Source organism: Microcoleus vaginatus PCC 9802, from assembly GCA_022701275.1.
GTDB classification, from domain to species: Bacteria; Cyanobacteriota; Cyanobacteriia; order Cyanobacteriales; family Microcoleaceae; genus Microcoleus; species Microcoleus vaginatus_A.
This window is the reverse complement of the sequence record CP031740.1, coordinates 1,463,113-1,481,124: the sequence shown is the minus strand read 5'-3', so window position 1 is coordinate 1,481,124 and position 18,012 is coordinate 1,463,113. Positions and strand designations below refer to the sequence as shown.

The window sequence follows — 18,012 nt, the reverse complement described above, 5'->3', positions numbered from 1 at the left end:
TAATTGGTCAGCATTATAATTTATTCCCAAACAGGAATTGAGCATTGCTAGTACGGTTAATCAATTAACCGTGTCGTGTTTCCTCCCCACCGTTGGCTCGTTGGGGATTTCCACACTCCCGTCATGTCTGATGAAAGGCTGCAAAAAATCCTCGCCCAGTGGGGCATTGCCTCTCGCCGTCTTGCAGAACAGATGATTGTAGCTGGACGAGTCCGAGTTAATGGCAATATTGTTCGCTTAGGAGAAAAAGCGAATCCCGATCGCGATCTCATCCAAGTCGATGGAGTCCCGGTGAAACCAACGGATCGACCCGCAAAAGTCTATCTGTTGCTCAACAAACCGGCAGGCGTAGTTTCTACGTGCAGCGATCCAAGGGCCCGATCGAAAGTTCTCGACTTGCTGCCACCCCAACTGCGCTCCGGTCAAGGCATCCACCCCGTAGGACGCTTAGATGCAGATTCCACCGGCGCCCTCTTGCTTACCAATGATGGTAAGCTGACATTTTGTTTGACCCATCCGCGTCACTCGATCGCCAAAACTTATCAGGTTTGGGTACGGGGCGATCCCCCGGAACGCATACTACAAACGTGGCGTCAGGGCATCATCTTGTCCGGCAGAGAAACTTTGCCCGCGAAAGTTAAAGTTATCGATCGCGCGCTTGACGAAACTCTGTTAGAAGTCATTCTCTCAGAAGGCAGAAACCGACAGATTCGGCGAACAGCCGAGCTGTTGGGATATCCCGTGGTGCGCCTGCACCGCACAGCCATTGGCCCGATTCAATTGCAGCGGCCCGGTTCGCCAATATTGCCACCAGGCTGCTGCCGACCCCTAGAAGATGCGGAAATTATTTATTTATGGAATCTAGTCAACCTAACATCAATAAGCGTGCCAGTAAATTCCCAGGAGCACAGCATATGACAAAGAATTTATTGTTTTTATTCTTCAAAACCACTAAGCAGAAACTGCACTCCCAAGAGCCAGAAACAGCTCAGAAGAAGAAGCTAGCGGAAATTGGAACTCAACTCCGTCAGTACCGCGAACAGCACTCGATTTGTTTGGACAAAGTAGCCGTGGTAACAATGATTCGGCGGAATCTGCTACAAGCAATTGAGGACGGTCAACTAGACCAACTTCCCGAACCCGTCTACACTCAGGGTTTGATCAGGCGCTACGCTGAAGCAATGGGTTTGGACGGAACTCAGTTTGCCGAATTTTTTCCGATCGAACCGCCCCCCCGATCGAGAAAGAAGCTATCCTGGCAAGATGGGCCTCAGTTGCGGCCGATGCACCTCTACCTCTTTTACACATTTCTAATTATCTGTTCGGTCAATGTTTTATCTCAGTTGATCAGCGGTTCTGTTACCGCAAAAAACGGTGCGGGAGCCGAAGAACTAGCGCTTGGGCAGCAAGAACAAGCCCGTTTAGCTGCTGAGGCATCGAGATCCTCACAAAATCAGAAACCGGATAGTTACGAGGCTGTCGAAGCAGTAAGAACCGGTCAAAATTTAAATAAATCTGGCAATAAACCAGTGATGGTAAGCGTCACTTTTAAAGACGAATCGTGGATGCAGGTTGAAGTCGATGGTAAAACAGAGTTTGAAGGAACTTTGCCTTCAGGGACTGTTCGCACCTGGGGGGCTCAAAAGCAATTGGTAGTGGTAGCAGGTAACGCCGGCGGGGTAATGGTTGCTCTTAATAACGGACAAGCCGAACCACTCGGAGATCCTGGAGTCGCCAAAGAAGTTGTTTTTAAAGCAAACGAACTCAAGCCTTCAGCACCGCCCAACAATGAAGGGTAAGTGTTAATTGGTAATTGTTAATGGGTAATGGGGAATAGGTAATAGCTGGCAGTCCACAGCTTTTAATTAGAATGTCCGTCTTGATGGACTTCTTAGCTATTACCCCTTACCCCTTACCAAGTACCCCTTCTCCACTATCACTGTTTATTAGGAGCGCGCCCGGAGATGTAAGTCATGGTTTTGAGCCGATCGCGCACTTCCCAATTCAAAGCTTCAGGCCGATACCGCCAGCCCCAATTTCCCTCTGCTTTCCCAGGAAAATTCATCCGCGCGTCTGTATCCAAACCCAACAAGTCTTGATACGGCACAATTGCGATATTAGCTACCGACATCCAACCCATGCGGATTAAAGACCAGTGAATTCCCTGGGGATCGATGCAGCCCAAATAACGATAGACCTCATCTCTTTGGTAGTCTTGGAGTTGATTGAACCATCCGACAGTAGTGTCGTTGTCGTGAGTGCCGGTGTAGACTACGCAGTTGGGATCGTAATTAAAAGGCCAAAAAGGATCGTCGGGTCCAGCGCCGAAAGCAAACTGCAAAATCTTCATTCCCGGAAACTCGAACCGATCGCGCAAAGCTTCCACTTCAGGAGTAATTACCCCTAAATCCTCAGCGATAATCGGCAAGTTGCCAAACTTCTCATTAATTACATCCAACAAAGCTGTTCCCGGCGCTTTAATCCACTCTCCGTACATAGCAGTTTCTTGTCCCCGCTTCACCGCCCAGTAAGCCTCAAATCCTCGAAAGTGGTCGATCCGAGTCACGTCTACATAAGAGAAAATCGCTTCAAAACGCTCCACCCACCACTCAAAATTATTTGCTTGCAACTTCTCCCAATTGTAGACGGGGTTGCCCCACAATTGACCTGTACTGCTGAAGTAATCCGGGGGAACTCCCGCCATTAAAGCTGGTTCTCCGGTGGCTTCATCCAAGCAAAATATTTCTGGATGAGACCATACATCCGCGCTGTCGTGAGCTACATAAATCGGAATATCCCCAATAATTTTAATGTCCCGCATATTAGCATAGCGTTTCAACTCCGTCCATTGGCGAAAAAACTCAAACTGGACGTATTTGTAGTAATAAATCTCAGCATTTAGCTGCTGGCGCCACTTCTCTAGGGACTTTGGTTCTCGACGGGCAATTTCTGGTTCCCAATTGTTCCAGCTAACACCGCCAAAGTGATCTTTTAGTGCCATAAATAAGGCGTAATCTTCCAGCCAATTCTCTTTGCTTTCGCAAAAACCTGAGAATTCTTTTTGCTGGATCGGGGATGCTTTGGTTTTGAAGTTTTCGCAAGCTTTTTTAAGCAAAGGCACTTTCAGGGCGATCGCTCGCTCGAAGTCTACATAATCCAGCGGAAATTCTGGCAAATTAGCGAAGTCTTCATCTGCGAGCAATTGATCGTCCCGCAGCAGTTCTGGGTTAATTAGCAGGGGATTTCCCGCCATTGCTGAATAGCACGAATAAGGAGAATTGCCGTATCCTGTGGGGCCCAGCGGCAATAGCTGCCAGTATTGCTGGTCGCTCTCAACTAAAAAGTCAATAAAGCGATATGCTTCTATTCCCATGTCCCCAATGCCAAATCGACTGGGAAAGGATGTGGGGTGGAGTAGTATGCCGCTCGATCGGGGAAAAAGCATAATCTATCTAAAGATATAGGAATTTAACATTGACAATTTGACCTATCTTCCCTACCCGTTAAACTTCGCAGTTTTTAGGGCGATTGTCAGGGCAAATACTTTTGTGATTGTCTCATATTTTCTGCGATAACGTGCTTACCAAATATTTTTATGGGACTCTACTCAGGAGTTATGACTAGAGTTCAAAACATCACAATCTGGAGTTACGCGATCGCCCTGCTTTCACAGCTAGGTTTTTTTACCCAGGATCGTTTGCTGGAACAAAGTATTTGGCTTGAGCGCACCCGGTTTCTGCTTAATTTTTAAATCTAACTTCTCTTTTCTTTTCGCCCCATCTCTCTGCAGTCGTAAATTGCCCACCAAAAATCAGCCATTACTTAAGCAGAGCCAATGCACAAATCAGCCGGCTGTTTTTGTATCTCAAAAAACAGTCGGCTGAGGAATTACCTGAAAAGAGGCTGAGTTTAAGCTTGCTTGTTCAAAAATTTCTGCACTTGTTTGAGAGCTATACTGCCGATGTTGTAGGCAGCCCAGCCGCCCGCCAACAATACGGGCATCAATACTATTAGTATGCGGAAGTCAAAATCCATGAGTTCTCCTCCTAAAGTTTTTTAACAAATTCTCATAATCTATTTGTATCTCATTTTGTCGCCATTCTCCTGACTCTTTAACCAAATATTGTCGGCTTTAAAAGTTCCTCCGCCGCTAGCAGCCGGATACGCAGGAGGACATCGCTCCGCAAGAATTCAGAGCGAAAGTGAAACTTCTGGGCGGGCGATCGGCATTCGCTGCACAAATTATCCCACAATCTGTTTCGCAATCCTTTCCACAACCTTAGTTAGAGGGTCGTTAGGGAAGTGCAGCACAAACACTCCCTTGCTGGCGAGCAGCATCATCTGGTCGCTGTGGGGCAGTACCCCTGCCACTGGGATGTTGTAAATACTCTCTACTTGCTGCTTCAAATCCTCGAAATCCAGGGATTCTGGGGCTTTATTGATCGTCATCAAAATCTTGGGAACTTCTAATTTGCGGGCCACATCTACTGTGACAGCCGTTCCCTGAAAATCTTGCTGATCCGGACGCAGAATCAGCAGGAGGATGTCGGAAATGGTGATGCTGAGGAGGGTTTCTTCGTTGAGCCCCGGGTGCGTGTCTATAAATAGGTAGTCTAAGTTCAAAACCTCGATCAGTTCTTGAAAGCCGTCGGTAAGCAGTCCCACATCGTAGCCTTCCCGCAAAACTCGCGCTATCTCCCCTGCTTTAATGCTCGAAGGAATCAGGTAGAGGTTGCCGTTACTGGCTAATTTGGGCAGCAGCGAACTCACATTGTAGGCCGTATCCGCGATCGGACACCGGCCCCACAGGTAATCGTTCAGGCAGTGATCCATGTTGCTCTCGCTGAAACCGAACAGCACGTGAATCCCCGGTGATTGAATGTCTGTGTCCACAATGGCGACCCGATTTCCGTCGCGAGCGATAATAGATGCCAGGTTTGCTGTCGTGTTCGATTTGCCAGTTCCGCCCCGGTAAGAGTGGACAGAGATGATTTTGGACATGATCTGCGTATTAGGGTAAGAAACGGCGAGAACCCATTATGATGCAATTCTCGATGATGCAGTCGAGTTGTCTGTCATTCTTCCTTGCCCCCCAAATCCTCCTTATCTGTTAAACTATCAATTTTTTCATCTTTTATCCTCTTTTGGGCGCCCCTGCGCTGCCGCATCTGTTTGGCTTTGGTTTGCAAATCGCTGAACTCGTCATCAGGTTTAGTTTCGGCTGAACTAGCACCGCCGCCCGCCTCGATCGCACCCGTTGGTGAGCTGCTTTCCGATTCAGTCACGGGGGCGCGCTGCTTCTGCTGTTTGGCTTTTTCCTGCAACTGAGCTAAGTAGTCGTCTGTCTGACTTTCGGCCTTGGGAAGCTCTGGGGTAGTTGCAGTTATTTCTTGGGGTTCGGAAGGTACTTTTTGAGAGGTTTCTTGTTTGCTAATTCTCAGTTTATCTTTCTTTTGCTGCAATTCTTTAAAGAAATCAGATTCTGTGATCTCTGCGACTTGCTGTTCCTTTTTGGCTTGGTCTATTTCGATTTTGAATACTTGTTTTACTCGATCGCTAATTGCTTTCCCATATCCGGCTTTATTAAATCTCTCTGCTGATACAATGCTACCGCCAGTTAAGATTAATGCTAAGGCTGGCGCTGCCACAGGCACCCACCCTCCCAACAGAAAAATCCCAAAGCTGATCGCGCAGCACCCGCACAGCATGGCTGCGAATGTCAGCGCCAACTGCACTGGGTGAGCCATCCGCGAGGCCACGGTTCCTCCCACAATTGACCATGCCGAAATCCACAAGATTTCTGCCCATTCCGCCCAAAACCATAACATCGGTCTGTTGTCTAAAACTGCACTCAAAATTTGGCTGACTACTTGTGCGTGTGCCACGATACCAGGCATGAATTGGTTGCTTTGCTTTCGCCCACTGTAAGGAGTATAAAAGAAATCTTTAACGGTTTCTGTGGTGTAACCGATGAGCACTATTTTATCTTTAACTAAATTCGGGTCAACTTTCCCTTCTAAAACATCCGTAATTCTGACTTGGTTGGCGACTTGCCGCTTGGAACGATAGTTAATTAATATTTGATATCCCCTGACATCGGCATTTGTGTATCCTCCGTCATTGCTTGCTAGTTGTTTTAATTGGGTTTTTCCCAGCCATAAAGATTGATCTGGTGCAAGTTTAGGAGAGATTTTTTGCCCTTGCAGGTAGTGGAGTGCTAGCTGGAGGTTGAAGGAATATAAAACTTGAGAGTCGTCATTACAAAGATGTTTTTGGGCCGAGGAGTTGCCCTCCATTGTCGGCGGTTTCATAAATAATAAAGCCCTGCGGAGTATGCCACCCGGATCGACTCCGAAATCTGCAAATCCCACCCGGTTTTGTGGCAGTCCCGGCGCAGGCGGAGAACCGGGATTGTCCGGGCTTCCGTCGGTGACTAAACATACCCCGATAATGCGATCGCTTTTTTGTAAAATTTTAGTTAATTCCTCGCGCCCATCTCCTAAAGGTACGTCTCGCAGTACATCTAAACCGATGACTGCCGGCTGCATTTTTTCTAGTTTTTGTAAGATTTCAGCTATTTTGCGATCGGATATCGGCCACTGTTTCAGTTTCTGAATGTCTGCTTCGGTAATCCCCACAACTAGCAAGCGCGAGTCTGGCTTTTCGTCGGGACGCCACCTCACCATTTGGTCGTAAGCGCTTAATTCTATGGGTTCGAGTAGTCCTAGCTGTTTGGCCCCTATCAAGGATAATGTTACTGCCGCGCTGGCAATTAATACAGACTTAGCCAATGCTAGTGATGGTTTATACATTTGACTCAATTGAGCCGCTGCCGATCGAATTTTTTTAGATATTTTACTCATTATCCCAGCATATAAATTTGACTTGTTTCTGGAACCGCAGTTGTTTCACCTTTGCCACCTGCTGGAGATTTCCTCCATCTTAGAAGACCCGGAAACTCCGACCGCTTTGTAACAAATTTTTACACTTCGCCGCGAGCAACTCTATCCATTGATACTCGCAACCTAAGCAACCTGATTTTTCGGACGCAATCCAGTTGCCGATCGAATTAATTAATGTTATTGATGATATGTCAAGGTTTAAATTGTGTATCTGCGCCCTCGACTAGCAGCTCAAAAATATTTGTCGCCCTCAGCGAATGCCTGTGTTTGCAATTATAGTGAAAGGTACAACAAAATGAAACGTTTTCTACATCGGGCTACACTTGCGGTCGCTGTATCTGCGCTCGCAGCTACTGTGCCCAGTTCACTTGCACCGATGCGCGCACAATCCCAGCCACTTCTGCTGAGTCAAAATGTTAATTTCAAGCCTCCCAACGTAACAGCCCCCGCCAACCGACAAGGAGGGACACATCGCGGCAGCAAGCTTTGTCCAGCGGGTTTATCTATTACTCCTTTAGTGCCTCCAACTAATATCGGTTTAACTCTAACAGATTCTCCCACAATTTTTGTCTATGTTCCTCAAACTTCGGCGGAAATAGAGTTTACTTTACTCAGCGACAACGAGGAGAAAGTGGTCTACGAAAAAACTTTTAAAGTTGACAAATCCGGGATTGTTGGAGTTAGTATTCCTGCTACCGCAGGCAACAACAAATCCCTGGAAGTTGGCAAGCGATACGTGTGGTCGTTTTCGATGGTTTGCGACCCCGAAGACCGTTCTGCCGATTCAGTTGTTAAAGGGTTCGTGCAGCGAATTGAACCCGAGGCAACTCTCAAGAGTGATTTGGCAAATCCCGACCCGATGACTAGGCTCAACGTTTACGCTAAAAATGGGATTTGGTACGAAACTCTCGCTACTTTAGCCCAAATGCGGCGCCAGACACCAGGGGATGCGAGGCTGACAGCCAAGTGGACGCAATTGTTGCAGTCCCAAGGACTGGAATCAGTTGCAGCTCAACCACTGGTTGCGCCTCTTTAAATCTCGATATTTCTTGAAGTTTGGTCGCTCTTCCCATGGCGATGTGAAAATTGACCGATTTACTCGATCGCGCCCGGGGCTAAAACTCCGGGTTAACATTAGAGATGCGGTCTATAAATATTTATACAAGTTGGTGGAAAAATGAAACGTTTTATACATTTTACTGCACTGGCGATGACTGTATTGGCGATCGCCGTTACTCTCCCGAGTTTGCTTACACCGATGCAGGCTGTGCCTGCACCCATTCTGCTGAGTCAGAATGTTAATTTCAAACCTCCCGATGTAACAGCCCCCGACAACCGGCAAGGGGGGACGCATCGAGGCTGTAAGTTACGGGATGGTTTATCCATTACTCCCTTAATACCTGAAAGCAATATTGGCTTAACCCTAACCGAGTCGCCAACATTTTTTGTATATGTTTCTCAACCGGCGGCTCAAGTAGAGTTTATTTTGCTAAACGAAGATGAATCCGAAGTAGTTTACGAAACTACTTTAAAAAATGATAAAGCCGGAATTGTTGGAGTTAGCCTTTCTGAGAAAGACCAGACAAAAAATATTGAGGTTGGTAAGCGATATGTGTGGTCGTTTGCACTAGCTTGCGATCCTCTGGAGCGTTCTGGAGATTATATTGTTAAAGGATGGATGCAGCGAATTGAACCGCAGGCAACTCTCAAGAGCGATTTGGCAAATCCCGACCCTATGGCTAAGGTGATTGCTTATGCTAAAAATGGGATTTGGTACGAGACTATTGCTACTCTAGCCGAAATGCGGCGCCTCGCACCCGATGATTCGCGGCTGACGACCGAGTGGACGCAATTGTTGCAGTCCCAAGGACTAGAATCGATTGCCGCTCAACCGCTAGTTCAGTCTTTTTAATAACGACTGTTCACCAATCATGGCTGAGTGTTTGCATAGTCAATTCTTCAATTCTTCAATCCAGTGACCGAAAGCAGCCAGGATACAAGCCCCCGTCTTTATCCTGGCACAACCAAAAAATAGTATCCAATAACCAGTCCCAGGATTGCTCGGTGAGGTCGCTTTCTTCAATCCAAAATTCAAAATCCAAAATCTAAAATCTAAAATCGATTCACTGATGGCTAATAATTTTCCGACAATTCTAGCTCTTGATTTTGACGGTGTGATTTGTGACGGACTAATTGAATATTTCCAAACCGCTTGGCGTACCTACTGTCAAATCTGGAAACCAGTCGAAACAGTGCCAGATCCAGATTTAGCTTTGAGTTTTTACCGAGTGCGGCCCGCCATCGAAACCGGTTGGGAAATGCCGCTGCTGATCCGCGCACTACTGACAGGAATTTCCCCAGAGCAAATTTTGCTAGAGTGGCCCAATATAGTACCGTATTTGTTGACCGAAAATAATTTAAAAGCGCAGTCGGTCGGTGCTATGTTAGACGGATTGCGCGATAATTGGATTGCTGAGGATTTAGCTGGGTGGCTGTCTTTGCACCGCTTTTATCCAGGGGTTGCCGATCGCCTGCACTCTTTGCAGAAGAGTTCGGTGAAAGTGGCGATCGTCACTACAAAGGAAGGCCGTTTTGTGCGGGAACTTTTGCAGTTAGCAGGCGTACCAATGCCGTCCGAGTTAATTTTTGGTAAGGAATACAACAAGCCTAAACACCAAATTTTGCGGGAATTTATGGCCGCGTCTGGCAAAGATTCGGCTATTTGGTTTGTGGAAGATCGGTTAAAAACTTTGCTGTCGGTGAAGCAGCAGCCGGATTTATCTCAGGTGAGGTTATTTTTGGCTGATTGGGGTTACAATACTTTGCCAGAACGGGAATCTGTGGCTCAAAATCCACCAGTTCAATTGCTTTCTCTGTCGCAGTTTGCCGGAGATTTTGCCGATTGGCTGCCGCTCGAAGGTTGATATTAGATTTGTTTAGACTTGTGATGTTTTTTCACTTTTCAGAGTCAAAAAAAACAAAGTTTTACATCTTTTTTGTTGACTTTTGCGGCGTAGACATGGTATTTTAATATAATCGGATGGTAAAAAAAATAATATTTTTTTCACCATCCGATTATAAGATAAATATAAAAGAAATCCCTAAAAAAAGCAAGGCTATCGACAAAAAAAGGTTTTTTTAGAGACTATTGCAGGTAATCTTGACCTCAAAAAGCAGGTTATTTTACTATTTCTGCGGTAGCGCACGAAGTGTTTTAGTTTATCAAACCGCGTGTCTGACAAAAAACCAAGCTGCGAAACCAAAAAATTGAAAAGCCTTTTGATAATTTCTCAGCTTGAAAGCTTTCTAATATTGAGACTTAAAACCCATGCTCGATTTAACTAAAGCAGCCAAGGCAATGCAGGGAATGAGCCAACATTTGAATGTGGAAGCTCAGGCCGCTCGCCAGCGTTTGGAAGTAGCTCAGAATTTGCTGGTAAAGGCTGCAGCGGAACAGGAAAAATTGGTGGAATTGCAAGAGAATTGGCGCGATCGCACTTTATTCAATGCTGCCACGCCGATCGAGCCCTTAGACGATCGCAGGTACATCACCGCACCCCCCGCCGCTCACACAGTCTTTGCCACAGACGGCTCGCAAATTTCCCCCAACCATCACGAAATAGCCTACTGCTACCTGCTAAACGTCGGCACAGTCATGCTGCACTACGGACAAAGCCGCCACCCAGTTTTAGACAGCGTACCCGAGGTTTTCTACAAACCCGAAGACTTGTACGGTTCGCGACAGTGGGGAATTAGAACCGAAGAATGGATGGGATATCGGCGAGCAGTTTCCGAAGCAATTGCCTTAGCAGAAATGGGCTGCAATTGGGCAAAAGTTAACGACAATAAATTGCCTGCACCAGCTTTAGCAATGGTAGACGGTTCCCTGATTTATTGGTTTTTGGAACAGTTACCCAGCGAAGCGCGCGATCAAATTTTGCTGCCAATTTTAGAAGCTTGGGACAAGTTGCGTTTAGCAGGAATTCCGCTGTTAGGATACTTAAGCGCTTCTCGCAGCAGCGAAAGCTTATCTTTTTTGCGGTTTGAAGCTTGCACTCACGAAGTACCAGACTGCATGACAAATTGCCCGAACGTCGGATTTGCCGCGACAATTTCTTTCGCCGAAAAAGCACCTTGTCAAGAATTTGAACCTTTGCGGGATGCCATATTGTGGGCAACAATCCTGTCACCGGGACAAAGAAGCCCTTTGTGGAAATCCCAAGCTCGAATTTTAGATTTGTACGGTGTTAATTCCGTCTATTTCTGTTACGTTCACGTTGGCACAGAAATTGCTAGAATAGAAGTGCCGGAATGGGTAGCCCAAGATACAGCACAGCTAGATTTAGCATTAGGAATGATGCTGGCTCAAGTACACAAAGGTGGCGGGTATCCGGTGACGCTAGCAGAAGCTCATAATCAAGCGGTAGTCACGGGGGGCGATCGAAGTCGCTTTTTTGCTTTGTTAGAGCAGCAAATGATTAAAGCCGGCTTAAAAAATGTCGGAATTTCTTATAAGGAAACACGGAAGCGCGGCAGTATTGCTTAAAGTAATAAGTAGAGTAGTCCTTGACGTAGAAACCGGGTTTTTACCGAAATACTGTATTTGACACCTTTAACACAGATAAAAAACCCGGTTTCTAGGGTATTGATACGTAATTTATGTAGAGTTAAAATAGAGTTAAAAATGTTATATGCCAATAGAACTAATTATCTTAATTGCTTCGTTACTTGTATCTTGGCTAGTGTTTAATTGGGCTTTTAAAGTGTTGAAAGCCAGCATCGGGACAGCGATTGGTTTAGCAGCAATTGTGCTGACGATGCAGTTATTGTTTGGCATCGGCCCAAATCAGCTTTTCCAACATATAATTCACTTGCCGGAAACCCTGGGGAAAATGATTTCGGGCAAGTGAGCCAATTTTTGATTGTTGATTCTTTTAAATACCCGACTTCTTCCAGAAGCCGGGTATCTGGGGATTCCGAGAATTTTCCTTCTTCCTTCTTCCCTTTTCTTTCTTCCTTCAGATATTAACTTCCCAGCATTTGCAACTTGTACAAACTGGCATACAACCCTTCTTGCTGCAACAACTCTTCGTGGCTGCCAGACTCTACTAATTGGCCGCGTTTGAGCACTAAAATGCGATCGACATTTCGGATAGTCGAGAGCCTGTGGGCAATAATTATCGCCGTTCTGTCCGCCATCAAACGCTCTAGAGCTTCTTGAATTAAAGCTTCCGTCCCCACATCCAAACTAGCAGTTGCCTCGTCTAGAACTAATATACTGGGATTGCGAATAGCGGCGCGAGCAAACGCTAATAATTGCTTTTGTCCCCCCGAAAGATTCGTCCCCCGTTCCCGCAATTGCGTATCATAGCCTTGAGGCAACTGTTCGATTAAACGGGCAACATTTGTCTTTTCTGCTGCTGCTTGAATTTCCTCAATCGAGTAACTTTCTCCCAGGCTGATATTGCTCTTCACGTCACCAGCAAATAGAAAGCCATCTTGGATAATCACGCCTATATGCCTGCGTAACTCTGCTTGAGGCAAATCCCGAATATCGACATGATTAACCAGAATCCGTCCTCGGCTAGGTTCGTAAAGGCGGCACAGGAGACGAATAATCGAACTTTTGCCCGCACCGGTGGGGCCGACTAATGCTACTTTTTCGCCGGATTTGATGGTGAAATTGAGGTTTTGCAGGACATATTCGTCTTTTTTGTAAGCAAACCAAACGTTGTCAAATTGGATTTCTCCCGATTCAGAATTCTGCGATTTGGCATTTTCTCCCCCCCTTAGCAACGTGGGGCTGGCGGGGGGGGATTTGGGATTGTTAGGCAATAAACGATATTCTGAACTTGCTCCATTTTGATGATTATCTGCCAATTCTCGATCGAACTGAGACAAGTTGTAAGCAGTTGCCTCTGGATGTCCAGTTATCAACAACGGTGAATAACCTGCCCTTCTTCCTTCTTCCCTCTTCCCTCTTCCTTCTTCCTTCTTCCCTCTTCCTTCTTCCTTCTTCCCGCTGGTTGGATCTTTAATTTCGATCGGTTCGTTGAGAATATCGCTAATCCGTTCGACGGCGGTAAATCCTGCTTGAATTGCAGTGAATTTCTCTGCAAATTGCCGCAGCGGATCGAAGAGACGCTGAGCAAATAAAATGAATGCAGACAGAGTACCGAAGTTAAGATTACCGGCTAAAACCCTTTGACCACCCATCCACAAAACGGCTCCAATCGCCACTAACGCAATCCATTCCAATGTAGCAGATACGGCTGAGTCGTAAAATATAGTTTTGTCAACTGCTTTAATGTAGCGTTTATTTGTGACGCGAAACAATTCTGAGTTGAATCTTTCGCGGCGGAATAGCTGCACTACGCCAATACCAGTCAGGTTTTCTTGCAGTTGTGCGTTGAGATCGGACAGTTCTTCTCGCGTATTGTAATTTGCTATGCGATATTGGTACTGGAAATAAATTATAACTGCGGTAATTGGTATCATCATCAGCACCAACATTAAAGCTAGTTGCCACTGCATGGTAAACATGAAAATGGCAATTACTAAAATTGAAAATAAATCGCTGACAATCCCGATCGCCCCTGAAGAGAAAACCTCTCCCAAAGCTTCTACATCGCTGGTGAGGCGAGTCATCAATTTACCGACAGGAGTGCGATCGAAAAATCTCACTGCTAGCGATGTGACGTGGGCGAACAAATCATTTCTAATATCTGTAGTAATTATTTGCCCTACTTTCGTGACTAAATAGCCTTGAAGTGATTGCAGTGCTAATCTAAGTGTTATAGTTAGCATCAGCAAAATAGCCAAAATATTCAATGCAGCAGATAGCGACAATCCCCGCAAGAATTCGTAGGTAGGTTCCGAGCGAATTACCGAAATTGCCTGTCCGATGAGAATGGGTTGAATTGCTCCTGAGACTGCTAGCGGTACTAATAGTGCGATCGAAATAATCAACAAGCGTTTGCTGCGGGTTGCGTAAGATGCCAACCTCATGAATAACCGCCAGTCTGTTTCGCGACGGGGTTGGTTTTTGGTGTCTGCTACTGGTGAGGAAATAGTCATTGATGGCAAAAACTGTACAATATATCTAGTTAATAATTGTAACAAATAGAATGAATATTTGGCACTAATATCAGTAACAGGCATCTTGCCTGTTTCACAAAGAGTGTTTTATTGTAACAGCAGGTTGGGCTGAGGAACGAAACCCAACCAAAATGTTTGTAGGCAGACAAAACTGGTATTATAATCTACTGATAGAAGTTATATTTATCATGCAAGAGATAGAGACAGCCCGATTGTATCTGAGACAATTTACGCCAGACGACTTAGATGAGCTGTACCGCATCTACAGCGATTCAGAAGTGATGAAGTATCTGAGCGAAGGCGTCAGAAATAGAGAAGAAACAGCAGCAGATTTATTTAAGATAATCGCACATTGAGAAAAACACGCTTTCGGTTTGTGGGCTGTTGTCAATAAAGAAAATAACCAATTGATCGGCGACGGGGGGCTTCGCTTCTTAGGCGAAACACCTGAAGTAGAAGTTGGTTACGTGTTAGCCAAAGCGTATTGGGGCAAAGGTTTAGCATCGGAAGTTGCAGCGGCTAGCCTCAAGTATGGATTTGAAGTATTGAAACTAGAAAAAATTGGATCTGTTGCAGATACCGAAAACAGATCCTCGCGGCGGATAATGGAAAAAGTGGGGATGAGATACCAACATAACCTCGACCATTCCGATCGAGTATATTATTCAATATCGCGAAAAATCTACCATTCAAAAGTAGTTGAGTAGAGGAAGGAAATCCAACCACTATTTTTGTAGCAATACTTATCAAAACTGGTATCATAATCTAGTGGTATAAATTCTATTCATCATGCAAGAAATAGAGACACCCCGATTGTACCTGAGACAATTTACGCCCGACGACTTAGATGATCTGTACCGCATCTACAGCGATCCGGAAATAATGAAATACATCACAGGAGTTAAAACTAGAGAAGCAACAGAAATCGCCATTTATACCATGCTCAAACGTTGGGAAGAAAACAACTTCGGAATGTGGGCTGTAGTACATAAAATAGACCGTAAAATGATTGGTCGCTGCGGACTTGGTTTTCTGGACAGGACATCGGAAGTTGAGCTAGGCTATGCACTCGACAAAGTTTATTGGAATCAAGGATTGGCGACAGAAGCATCTTTTGCTAGTCTCAACTATGGATTTGAAATATTACAGCTTGATAGAATAGTTGCGATCGCCCGCCCAGAAAATATCGCCTCCCAGCGGGTGATACAGAAAGTTGGCATGAAATATGAAAAAAATGCTCATTTTTACGAAACTGATGTAGTATATTATTCTCTATCGCGAGAAACTTACCACTCAAAAGTAGTTTTGTAGGGTGCGCCTAGCGCACCTTACTACATTTAAATTACTCGCCTCGCAAATTGGCATTATTGTCTGTTTACCACTACGAAGTCCTTTGCAATTGCTTGTTAACTTTTTGAATTTTCTTAGCAAAATACTCTTGTCTGTGTCCCAATCTTTTAGCCACGTCCAACCCTTTTTGATAGGATTCCAAAGCTTTATCGTAAGCCTTCATCTCCTGATAAACTTGACCGATATTGTCATAAGTGTTCATCACTCCGTAGAAATTGTAAGCCCGCTCTTCTAACAGCAACTGCATTTGATAAATCCGCAAAGTCTGCTCCCACTGCTTTTGCGCTCGATAAAGCAATGCTAATTTATCCAAAGCTTCGCTAGCTTGGGCATACTGTTGAATGGGGACGGCTAAATTGTATGCTTCCTGATAGTATTGAGCTGCTAAATTGATTTGACCTATGGTTTGATAATCGCTGGCGATCGCCATTTTAATCGGTGGTATAGCACTCGGGTTTTGCAGGTTCAAATACACCGATGCTAGTTTTTCCCGGGCTGCGATCGCCTTTAGGGGTTGTTTCGACTGCTGGTAAACGTAAGCCAACTGTCTCAGAGCATCTACCTCAGTTGGAGGAGTTACAGGTTGCGGCGGCGCACCGTTTCCCGCAACTACAGCAGAATTCACAGCAGAATTAGCAGCAAATAAAGCGCGGTTTTCCTGAATTAAAGTTGCCAATTCCTCATACACCGGAGCCGCTTTATCGTAACTCAACCAATTGATGTGAATTAGCCCGATCGCCTTCAAAATCTGACCTTGAGCCAATATATCTTGGTTTTGGCGCGCATTTTCGAGAATTTCTTGGTAAACTTCTACAGTCGCGCCTTTAGCGCGCACCTGCTGAAAAGCCGCAGCGAAGGCCGGGAGCAACTCAGTATTAAGTGGTACTTGGGATTTGACTTCTTTTTGAATTGCTTGCAACCGTTTGGTAATAAGCTGTAGTTCGAGGTTTTTACCGTTACTCCAAGCAACACTTCCCACCCGACTCAAAGCAGCAATTTCCGCCGCCGGCCCCAGATACCTCCGCAGCCGCAATTCTCGGAACCAAATTTCAAAAGCACCCGCGCCGTCTCCAGCTTGCAGTTTAGTCGCTGCTTCTAAGTTTAACTGCTCCAAAGCCGCTGTCAGTTCGTCCCGCTGAGTGCTGCTCAAAGATTCACTGGCGGGAGTTAGGGGATCGGGTGTGGTAATTTCGAGAGGATTAGGGGAAAATTGATCGAGGCCTGGTGGATTAGTTTGGGCGCTAGCAATAGAACCAGCACACAGCCACAAGAAAAGCAAGCACCCAATTGGCACAGAACTTCTCATTCTCAAAATTTGGTTGCCGCGATTCGGCATCTCTTCTGGAAACATCAAGTTTTGCATATCTACAAAACGGTATAAATTATGTCACAAAGATGGCACAAAAGCAAACTGTTCAACAAGAGCAACAAAATAAAAATTACCGCACTGAGCAATTATGGCGATTTAAAGACGCTGGGCGATTGCATTTTACGCTTATTCAGTCTAGCCCTAATACTTTTAACTGTTTGCACAGCTTGCGCCCCCCCTCCCGCAGTTGCTAGAGACCGCTCTTTTCCAGAAATGTCCCTAGAATTTTTGGGCGAGTACCAATTGCCAAAAATGAATTTTGAAGGAGCACCAGTCGGCGGTTTGTCAGGAATTACCTACGACCCCAAAGGTATTAGCGCAGTCAATTCCAAAGCTTATCGCTTTTACGCTCTTTCCGACGACCCCAGCGAAAACGGAGAAGCGAGATTTTACAGTCTCAGACTCGACCTCACATCAAGCGATCCAGCAAATATTCGCCTGAAAAAAGTTGCCGTTGAAGGCGTTACCTCCCTCAAAAAAGCAGAGGGTGAAACCTTCTCTTGGGGTTCCATCAATCCCGAAGGCATCGCCCTTTCTCCCCGCAACTCAGTATTTGTCGCCAGCGAAGGCGTTACTCATGTTGGCATCCCTCCTTTTCTCGGAGAATTCGACCTCAAAACAGGGCAAATGCGGGGAAAATTGCCGATACCAAAGCGCTATATTCCCGATGCCAGCGATGAAAAACAGCAGCAAGGAGTGGTGGACAATTTAGGTTTTGAATCTTTAACCATCGACCCAGAAACCTTTAGTCCCGGCGGTCTAGATCCATTTCGTTTGTTCGCAGCTACGGAAGCGCCGTTAATGCAAGATTTAGACCCCGAACAGGCAAGCAAACTCCGTCTTTTACATTATGTCATCGTCGATAAAACGCCGCAATTAGTCTCAGAAAATCTTTACACACTAGACCAAGTTCCCATGACTATTTTGAACGGTTTAACAGAATTAGTAACTGTCGGTGGCGGTCAGATTCTGAGTTTAGAACGTTCTTTTGGGCTGTCGGGATACAGCGCTAGGATTTATCAAGTAGCAGTTGGGGCGGCTACAGATACTTCGAGAATCCAGAGTTTCAAAGGGCGATTGGCGGTCGAACCTGTTAAGAAAAAGTTGCTGCTCGACTTAAGCCAACTCGGAATCCCGCTATATAATTTAGAGGGAATGACCCTCGGTCCGCGCTTGCCAGACGGCAGCCAGAGTGTAGTTTTGGTCAGTGACGACAATTTTGATGAAGCGCAGAAAACTCAGTTTCTTTTATTTAGCTTGAAGGGCCAAGGTTAGGTCATAAGGGCGGGCTAG

General features: G+C 45.7%; 15 protein-coding genes and 1 pseudogene. 10 read left to right on the top strand and 6 right to left on the bottom strand.

Annotated elements, in window-relative coordinates; all coding sequences use genetic code 11:
• The first annotated feature begins 123 nt into the window (after positions 1 to 123).
• Both D0A34_06115 and D0A34_06110 read left to right on the top strand, forming a co-directional pair.
• On the top strand, positions 124 to 918 hold the full coding sequence (locus D0A34_06115) for an rRNA pseudouridine synthase (GenBank protein UNU22192.1): 795 nt from the start codon (positions 124 to 126) through the stop codon (positions 916 to 918).
• A complete protein-coding gene (locus tag D0A34_06110) occupies positions 915 to 1,799 on the top strand; it encodes a helix-turn-helix domain-containing protein (GenBank protein ID UNU18504.1) in 885 nt (294 codons plus the stop codon). Before D0A34_06115 ends, D0A34_06110 begins: the two co-directional genes overlap by 4 nt.
• Before the next feature lie 137 nt (positions 1,800 to 1,936).
• Here the strand turns inward: D0A34_06110 and malQ are convergent, their stop codons facing one another.
• The 4 genes from malQ to D0A34_06090 all read right to left on the bottom strand — a co-directional run bounded on the left by malQ (position 1,937) and on the right by D0A34_06090 (position 6,863).
• Positions 1,937 to 3,445: a 4-alpha-glucanotransferase gene (gene malQ, locus D0A34_06105; protein ID UNU18503.1), complete on the bottom strand. Its 1,509-nt coding sequence runs from the start codon at positions 3,443 to 3,445 to the stop codon at positions 1,937 to 1,939.
• A 464-nt stretch (positions 3,446 to 3,909) separates the two neighbouring features.
• Positions 3,910 to 4,035: a photosystem II protein Y gene (locus tag D0A34_06100; protein ID UNU18502.1), complete on the bottom strand. Its 126-nt coding sequence runs from the start codon at positions 4,033 to 4,035 to the stop codon at positions 3,910 to 3,912.
• A 207-nt stretch (positions 4,036 to 4,242) separates the two neighbouring features.
• Positions 4,243 to 5,001 carry a MinD/ParA family protein gene (locus tag D0A34_06095; protein ID UNU18501.1) on the bottom strand — a complete coding sequence of 253 codons (759 nt, stop codon included), beginning with the start codon at positions 4,999 to 5,001 and terminating at the stop codon, positions 4,243 to 4,245.
• A gap of 74 nt (positions 5,002 to 5,075) precedes the next feature.
• Positions 5,076 to 6,863 carry a CHASE2 domain-containing protein gene (locus D0A34_06090; protein ID UNU18500.1) on the bottom strand — a complete coding sequence of 596 codons (1,788 nt, stop codon included), beginning with the start codon at positions 6,861 to 6,863 and terminating at the stop codon, positions 5,076 to 5,078.
• 334 nt (positions 6,864 to 7,197) lie between these two features.
• On the opposite strand from D0A34_06090, the gene D0A34_06085 reads away from it, so the two are divergent.
• The 5 genes from D0A34_06085 (at position 7,198) to D0A34_06065 (ending at position 11,812) form a co-directional block, all read left to right on the top strand.
• Complete coding sequence (locus D0A34_06085) at positions 7,198 to 7,938, top strand: DUF928 domain-containing protein (protein UNU18499.1); 741 nt, start codon at positions 7,198 to 7,200, stop codon at positions 7,936 to 7,938.
• 141 nt (positions 7,939 to 8,079) lie between these two features.
• Entirely contained in the window at positions 8,080 to 8,814 is a 735-nt protein-coding gene (locus tag D0A34_06080; GenBank protein ID UNU18498.1) for a DUF928 domain-containing protein, read from the top strand.
• Positions 8,815 to 9,031: 217 nt separating this feature from the next.
• Positions 9,032 to 9,826 carry an HAD family hydrolase gene (locus D0A34_06075; protein UNU22191.1) on the top strand — a complete coding sequence of 265 codons (795 nt, stop codon included), beginning with the start codon at positions 9,032 to 9,034 and terminating at the stop codon, positions 9,824 to 9,826.
• A 404-nt stretch (positions 9,827 to 10,230) separates the two neighbouring features.
• Complete coding sequence (locus D0A34_06070; protein UNU18497.1) at positions 10,231 to 11,448, top strand: nuclease; 1,218 nt, start codon at positions 10,231 to 10,233, stop codon at positions 11,446 to 11,448.
• Positions 11,449 to 11,593: 145 nt separating this feature from the next.
• A complete protein-coding gene (locus tag D0A34_06065) occupies positions 11,594 to 11,812 on the top strand; it encodes a hypothetical protein (protein UNU18496.1) in 219 nt (72 codons plus the stop codon).
• A 115-nt stretch (positions 11,813 to 11,927) separates the two neighbouring features.
• Here D0A34_06065 and D0A34_06060 read toward each other — a convergent pair whose 3' ends face one another.
• Positions 11,928 to 13,979 (bottom strand): ABC transporter ATP-binding protein, encoded by a 2,052-nt coding sequence (locus D0A34_06060; GenBank protein ID UNU18495.1) that lies wholly within the window; start codon positions 13,977 to 13,979, stop codon positions 11,928 to 11,930.
• Positions 13,980 to 14,188: 209 nt separating this feature from the next.
• Here D0A34_06060 and D0A34_06055 point away from each other — a divergent pair.
• Together D0A34_06055 and D0A34_06050 are read left to right on the top strand one after the other, a co-directional pair.
• Positions 14,189 to 14,707 (top strand): annotated as a pseudogene (locus D0A34_06055) (N-acetyltransferase).
• A gap of 82 nt (positions 14,708 to 14,789) precedes the next feature.
• A complete protein-coding gene (locus tag D0A34_06050; protein ID UNU18494.1) occupies positions 14,790 to 15,311 on the top strand; it encodes an N-acetyltransferase in 522 nt (173 codons plus the stop codon).
• 70 nt (positions 15,312 to 15,381) lie between these two features.
• On the opposite strand, the gene D0A34_06045 is transcribed toward D0A34_06050, so the two are convergent.
• On the bottom strand, positions 15,382 to 16,713 hold the full coding sequence (locus D0A34_06045; protein ID UNU18493.1) for a tetratricopeptide repeat protein: 1,332 nt from the start codon (positions 16,711 to 16,713) through the stop codon (positions 15,382 to 15,384).
• A 21-nt stretch (positions 16,714 to 16,734) separates the two neighbouring features.
• Between D0A34_06045 and D0A34_06040 the strand changes: the two genes are divergently transcribed.
• Positions 16,735 to 17,994, top strand: a complete 1,260-nt coding sequence (locus D0A34_06040) for an esterase-like activity of phytase family protein (protein ID UNU18492.1) — start codon at positions 16,735 to 16,737, stop codon at positions 17,992 to 17,994.
• The last annotated feature ends 18 nt before the right edge of the window (positions 17,995 to 18,012 follow it).

What these genes read in the sequence shown, in the direction of transcription:
- D0A34_06115 (UNU22192.1), top strand. Translation starts at nt 124, where the DNA reads ATGTCTGATGAAAGGCTGCAAAAAATCCTCGCCCAGTGGGGCATTGCC.
- D0A34_06110 (UNU18504.1), top strand. Translation starts at nt 915, where the DNA reads ATGACAAAGAATTTATTGTTTTTATTCTTCAAAACCACTAAGCAGAAA.
- malQ (UNU18503.1), bottom strand. Translation starts at nt 3,445, where the DNA reads ATGCTTTTTCCCCGATCGAGCGGCATACTACTCCACCCCACATCCTTT.
- D0A34_06100 (UNU18502.1), bottom strand. Translation starts at nt 4,035, where the DNA reads ATGGATTTTGACTTCCGCATACTAATAGTATTGATGCCCGTATTGTTG.
- D0A34_06095 (UNU18501.1), bottom strand. Translation starts at nt 5,001, where the DNA reads ATGTCCAAAATCATCTCTGTCCACTCTTACCGGGGCGGAACTGGCAAA.
- D0A34_06090 (UNU18500.1), bottom strand. Translation starts at nt 6,863, where the DNA reads ATGAGTAAAATATCTAAAAAAATTCGATCGGCAGCGGCTCAATTGAGT.
- D0A34_06085 (UNU18499.1), top strand. Translation starts at nt 7,198, where the DNA reads ATGAAACGTTTTCTACATCGGGCTACACTTGCGGTCGCTGTATCTGCG.
- D0A34_06080 (UNU18498.1), top strand. Translation starts at nt 8,080, where the DNA reads ATGAAACGTTTTATACATTTTACTGCACTGGCGATGACTGTATTGGCG.
- D0A34_06075 (UNU22191.1), top strand. Translation starts at nt 9,032, where the DNA reads ATGGCTAATAATTTTCCGACAATTCTAGCTCTTGATTTTGACGGTGTG.
- D0A34_06070 (UNU18497.1), top strand. Translation starts at nt 10,231, where the DNA reads ATGCTCGATTTAACTAAAGCAGCCAAGGCAATGCAGGGAATGAGCCAA.
- D0A34_06065 (UNU18496.1), top strand. Translation starts at nt 11,594, where the DNA reads ATGCCAATAGAACTAATTATCTTAATTGCTTCGTTACTTGTATCTTGG.
- D0A34_06060 (UNU18495.1), bottom strand. Translation starts at nt 13,979, where the DNA reads ATGACTATTTCCTCACCAGTAGCAGACACCAAAAACCAACCCCGTCGC.
- D0A34_06050 (UNU18494.1), top strand. Translation starts at nt 14,790, where the DNA reads ATGCAAGAAATAGAGACACCCCGATTGTACCTGAGACAATTTACGCCC.
- D0A34_06045 (UNU18493.1), bottom strand. Translation starts at nt 16,713, where the DNA reads ATGCAAAACTTGATGTTTCCAGAAGAGATGCCGAATCGCGGCAACCAA.
- D0A34_06040 (UNU18492.1), top strand. Translation starts at nt 16,735, where the DNA reads ATGTCACAAAGATGGCACAAAAGCAAACTGTTCAACAAGAGCAACAAA.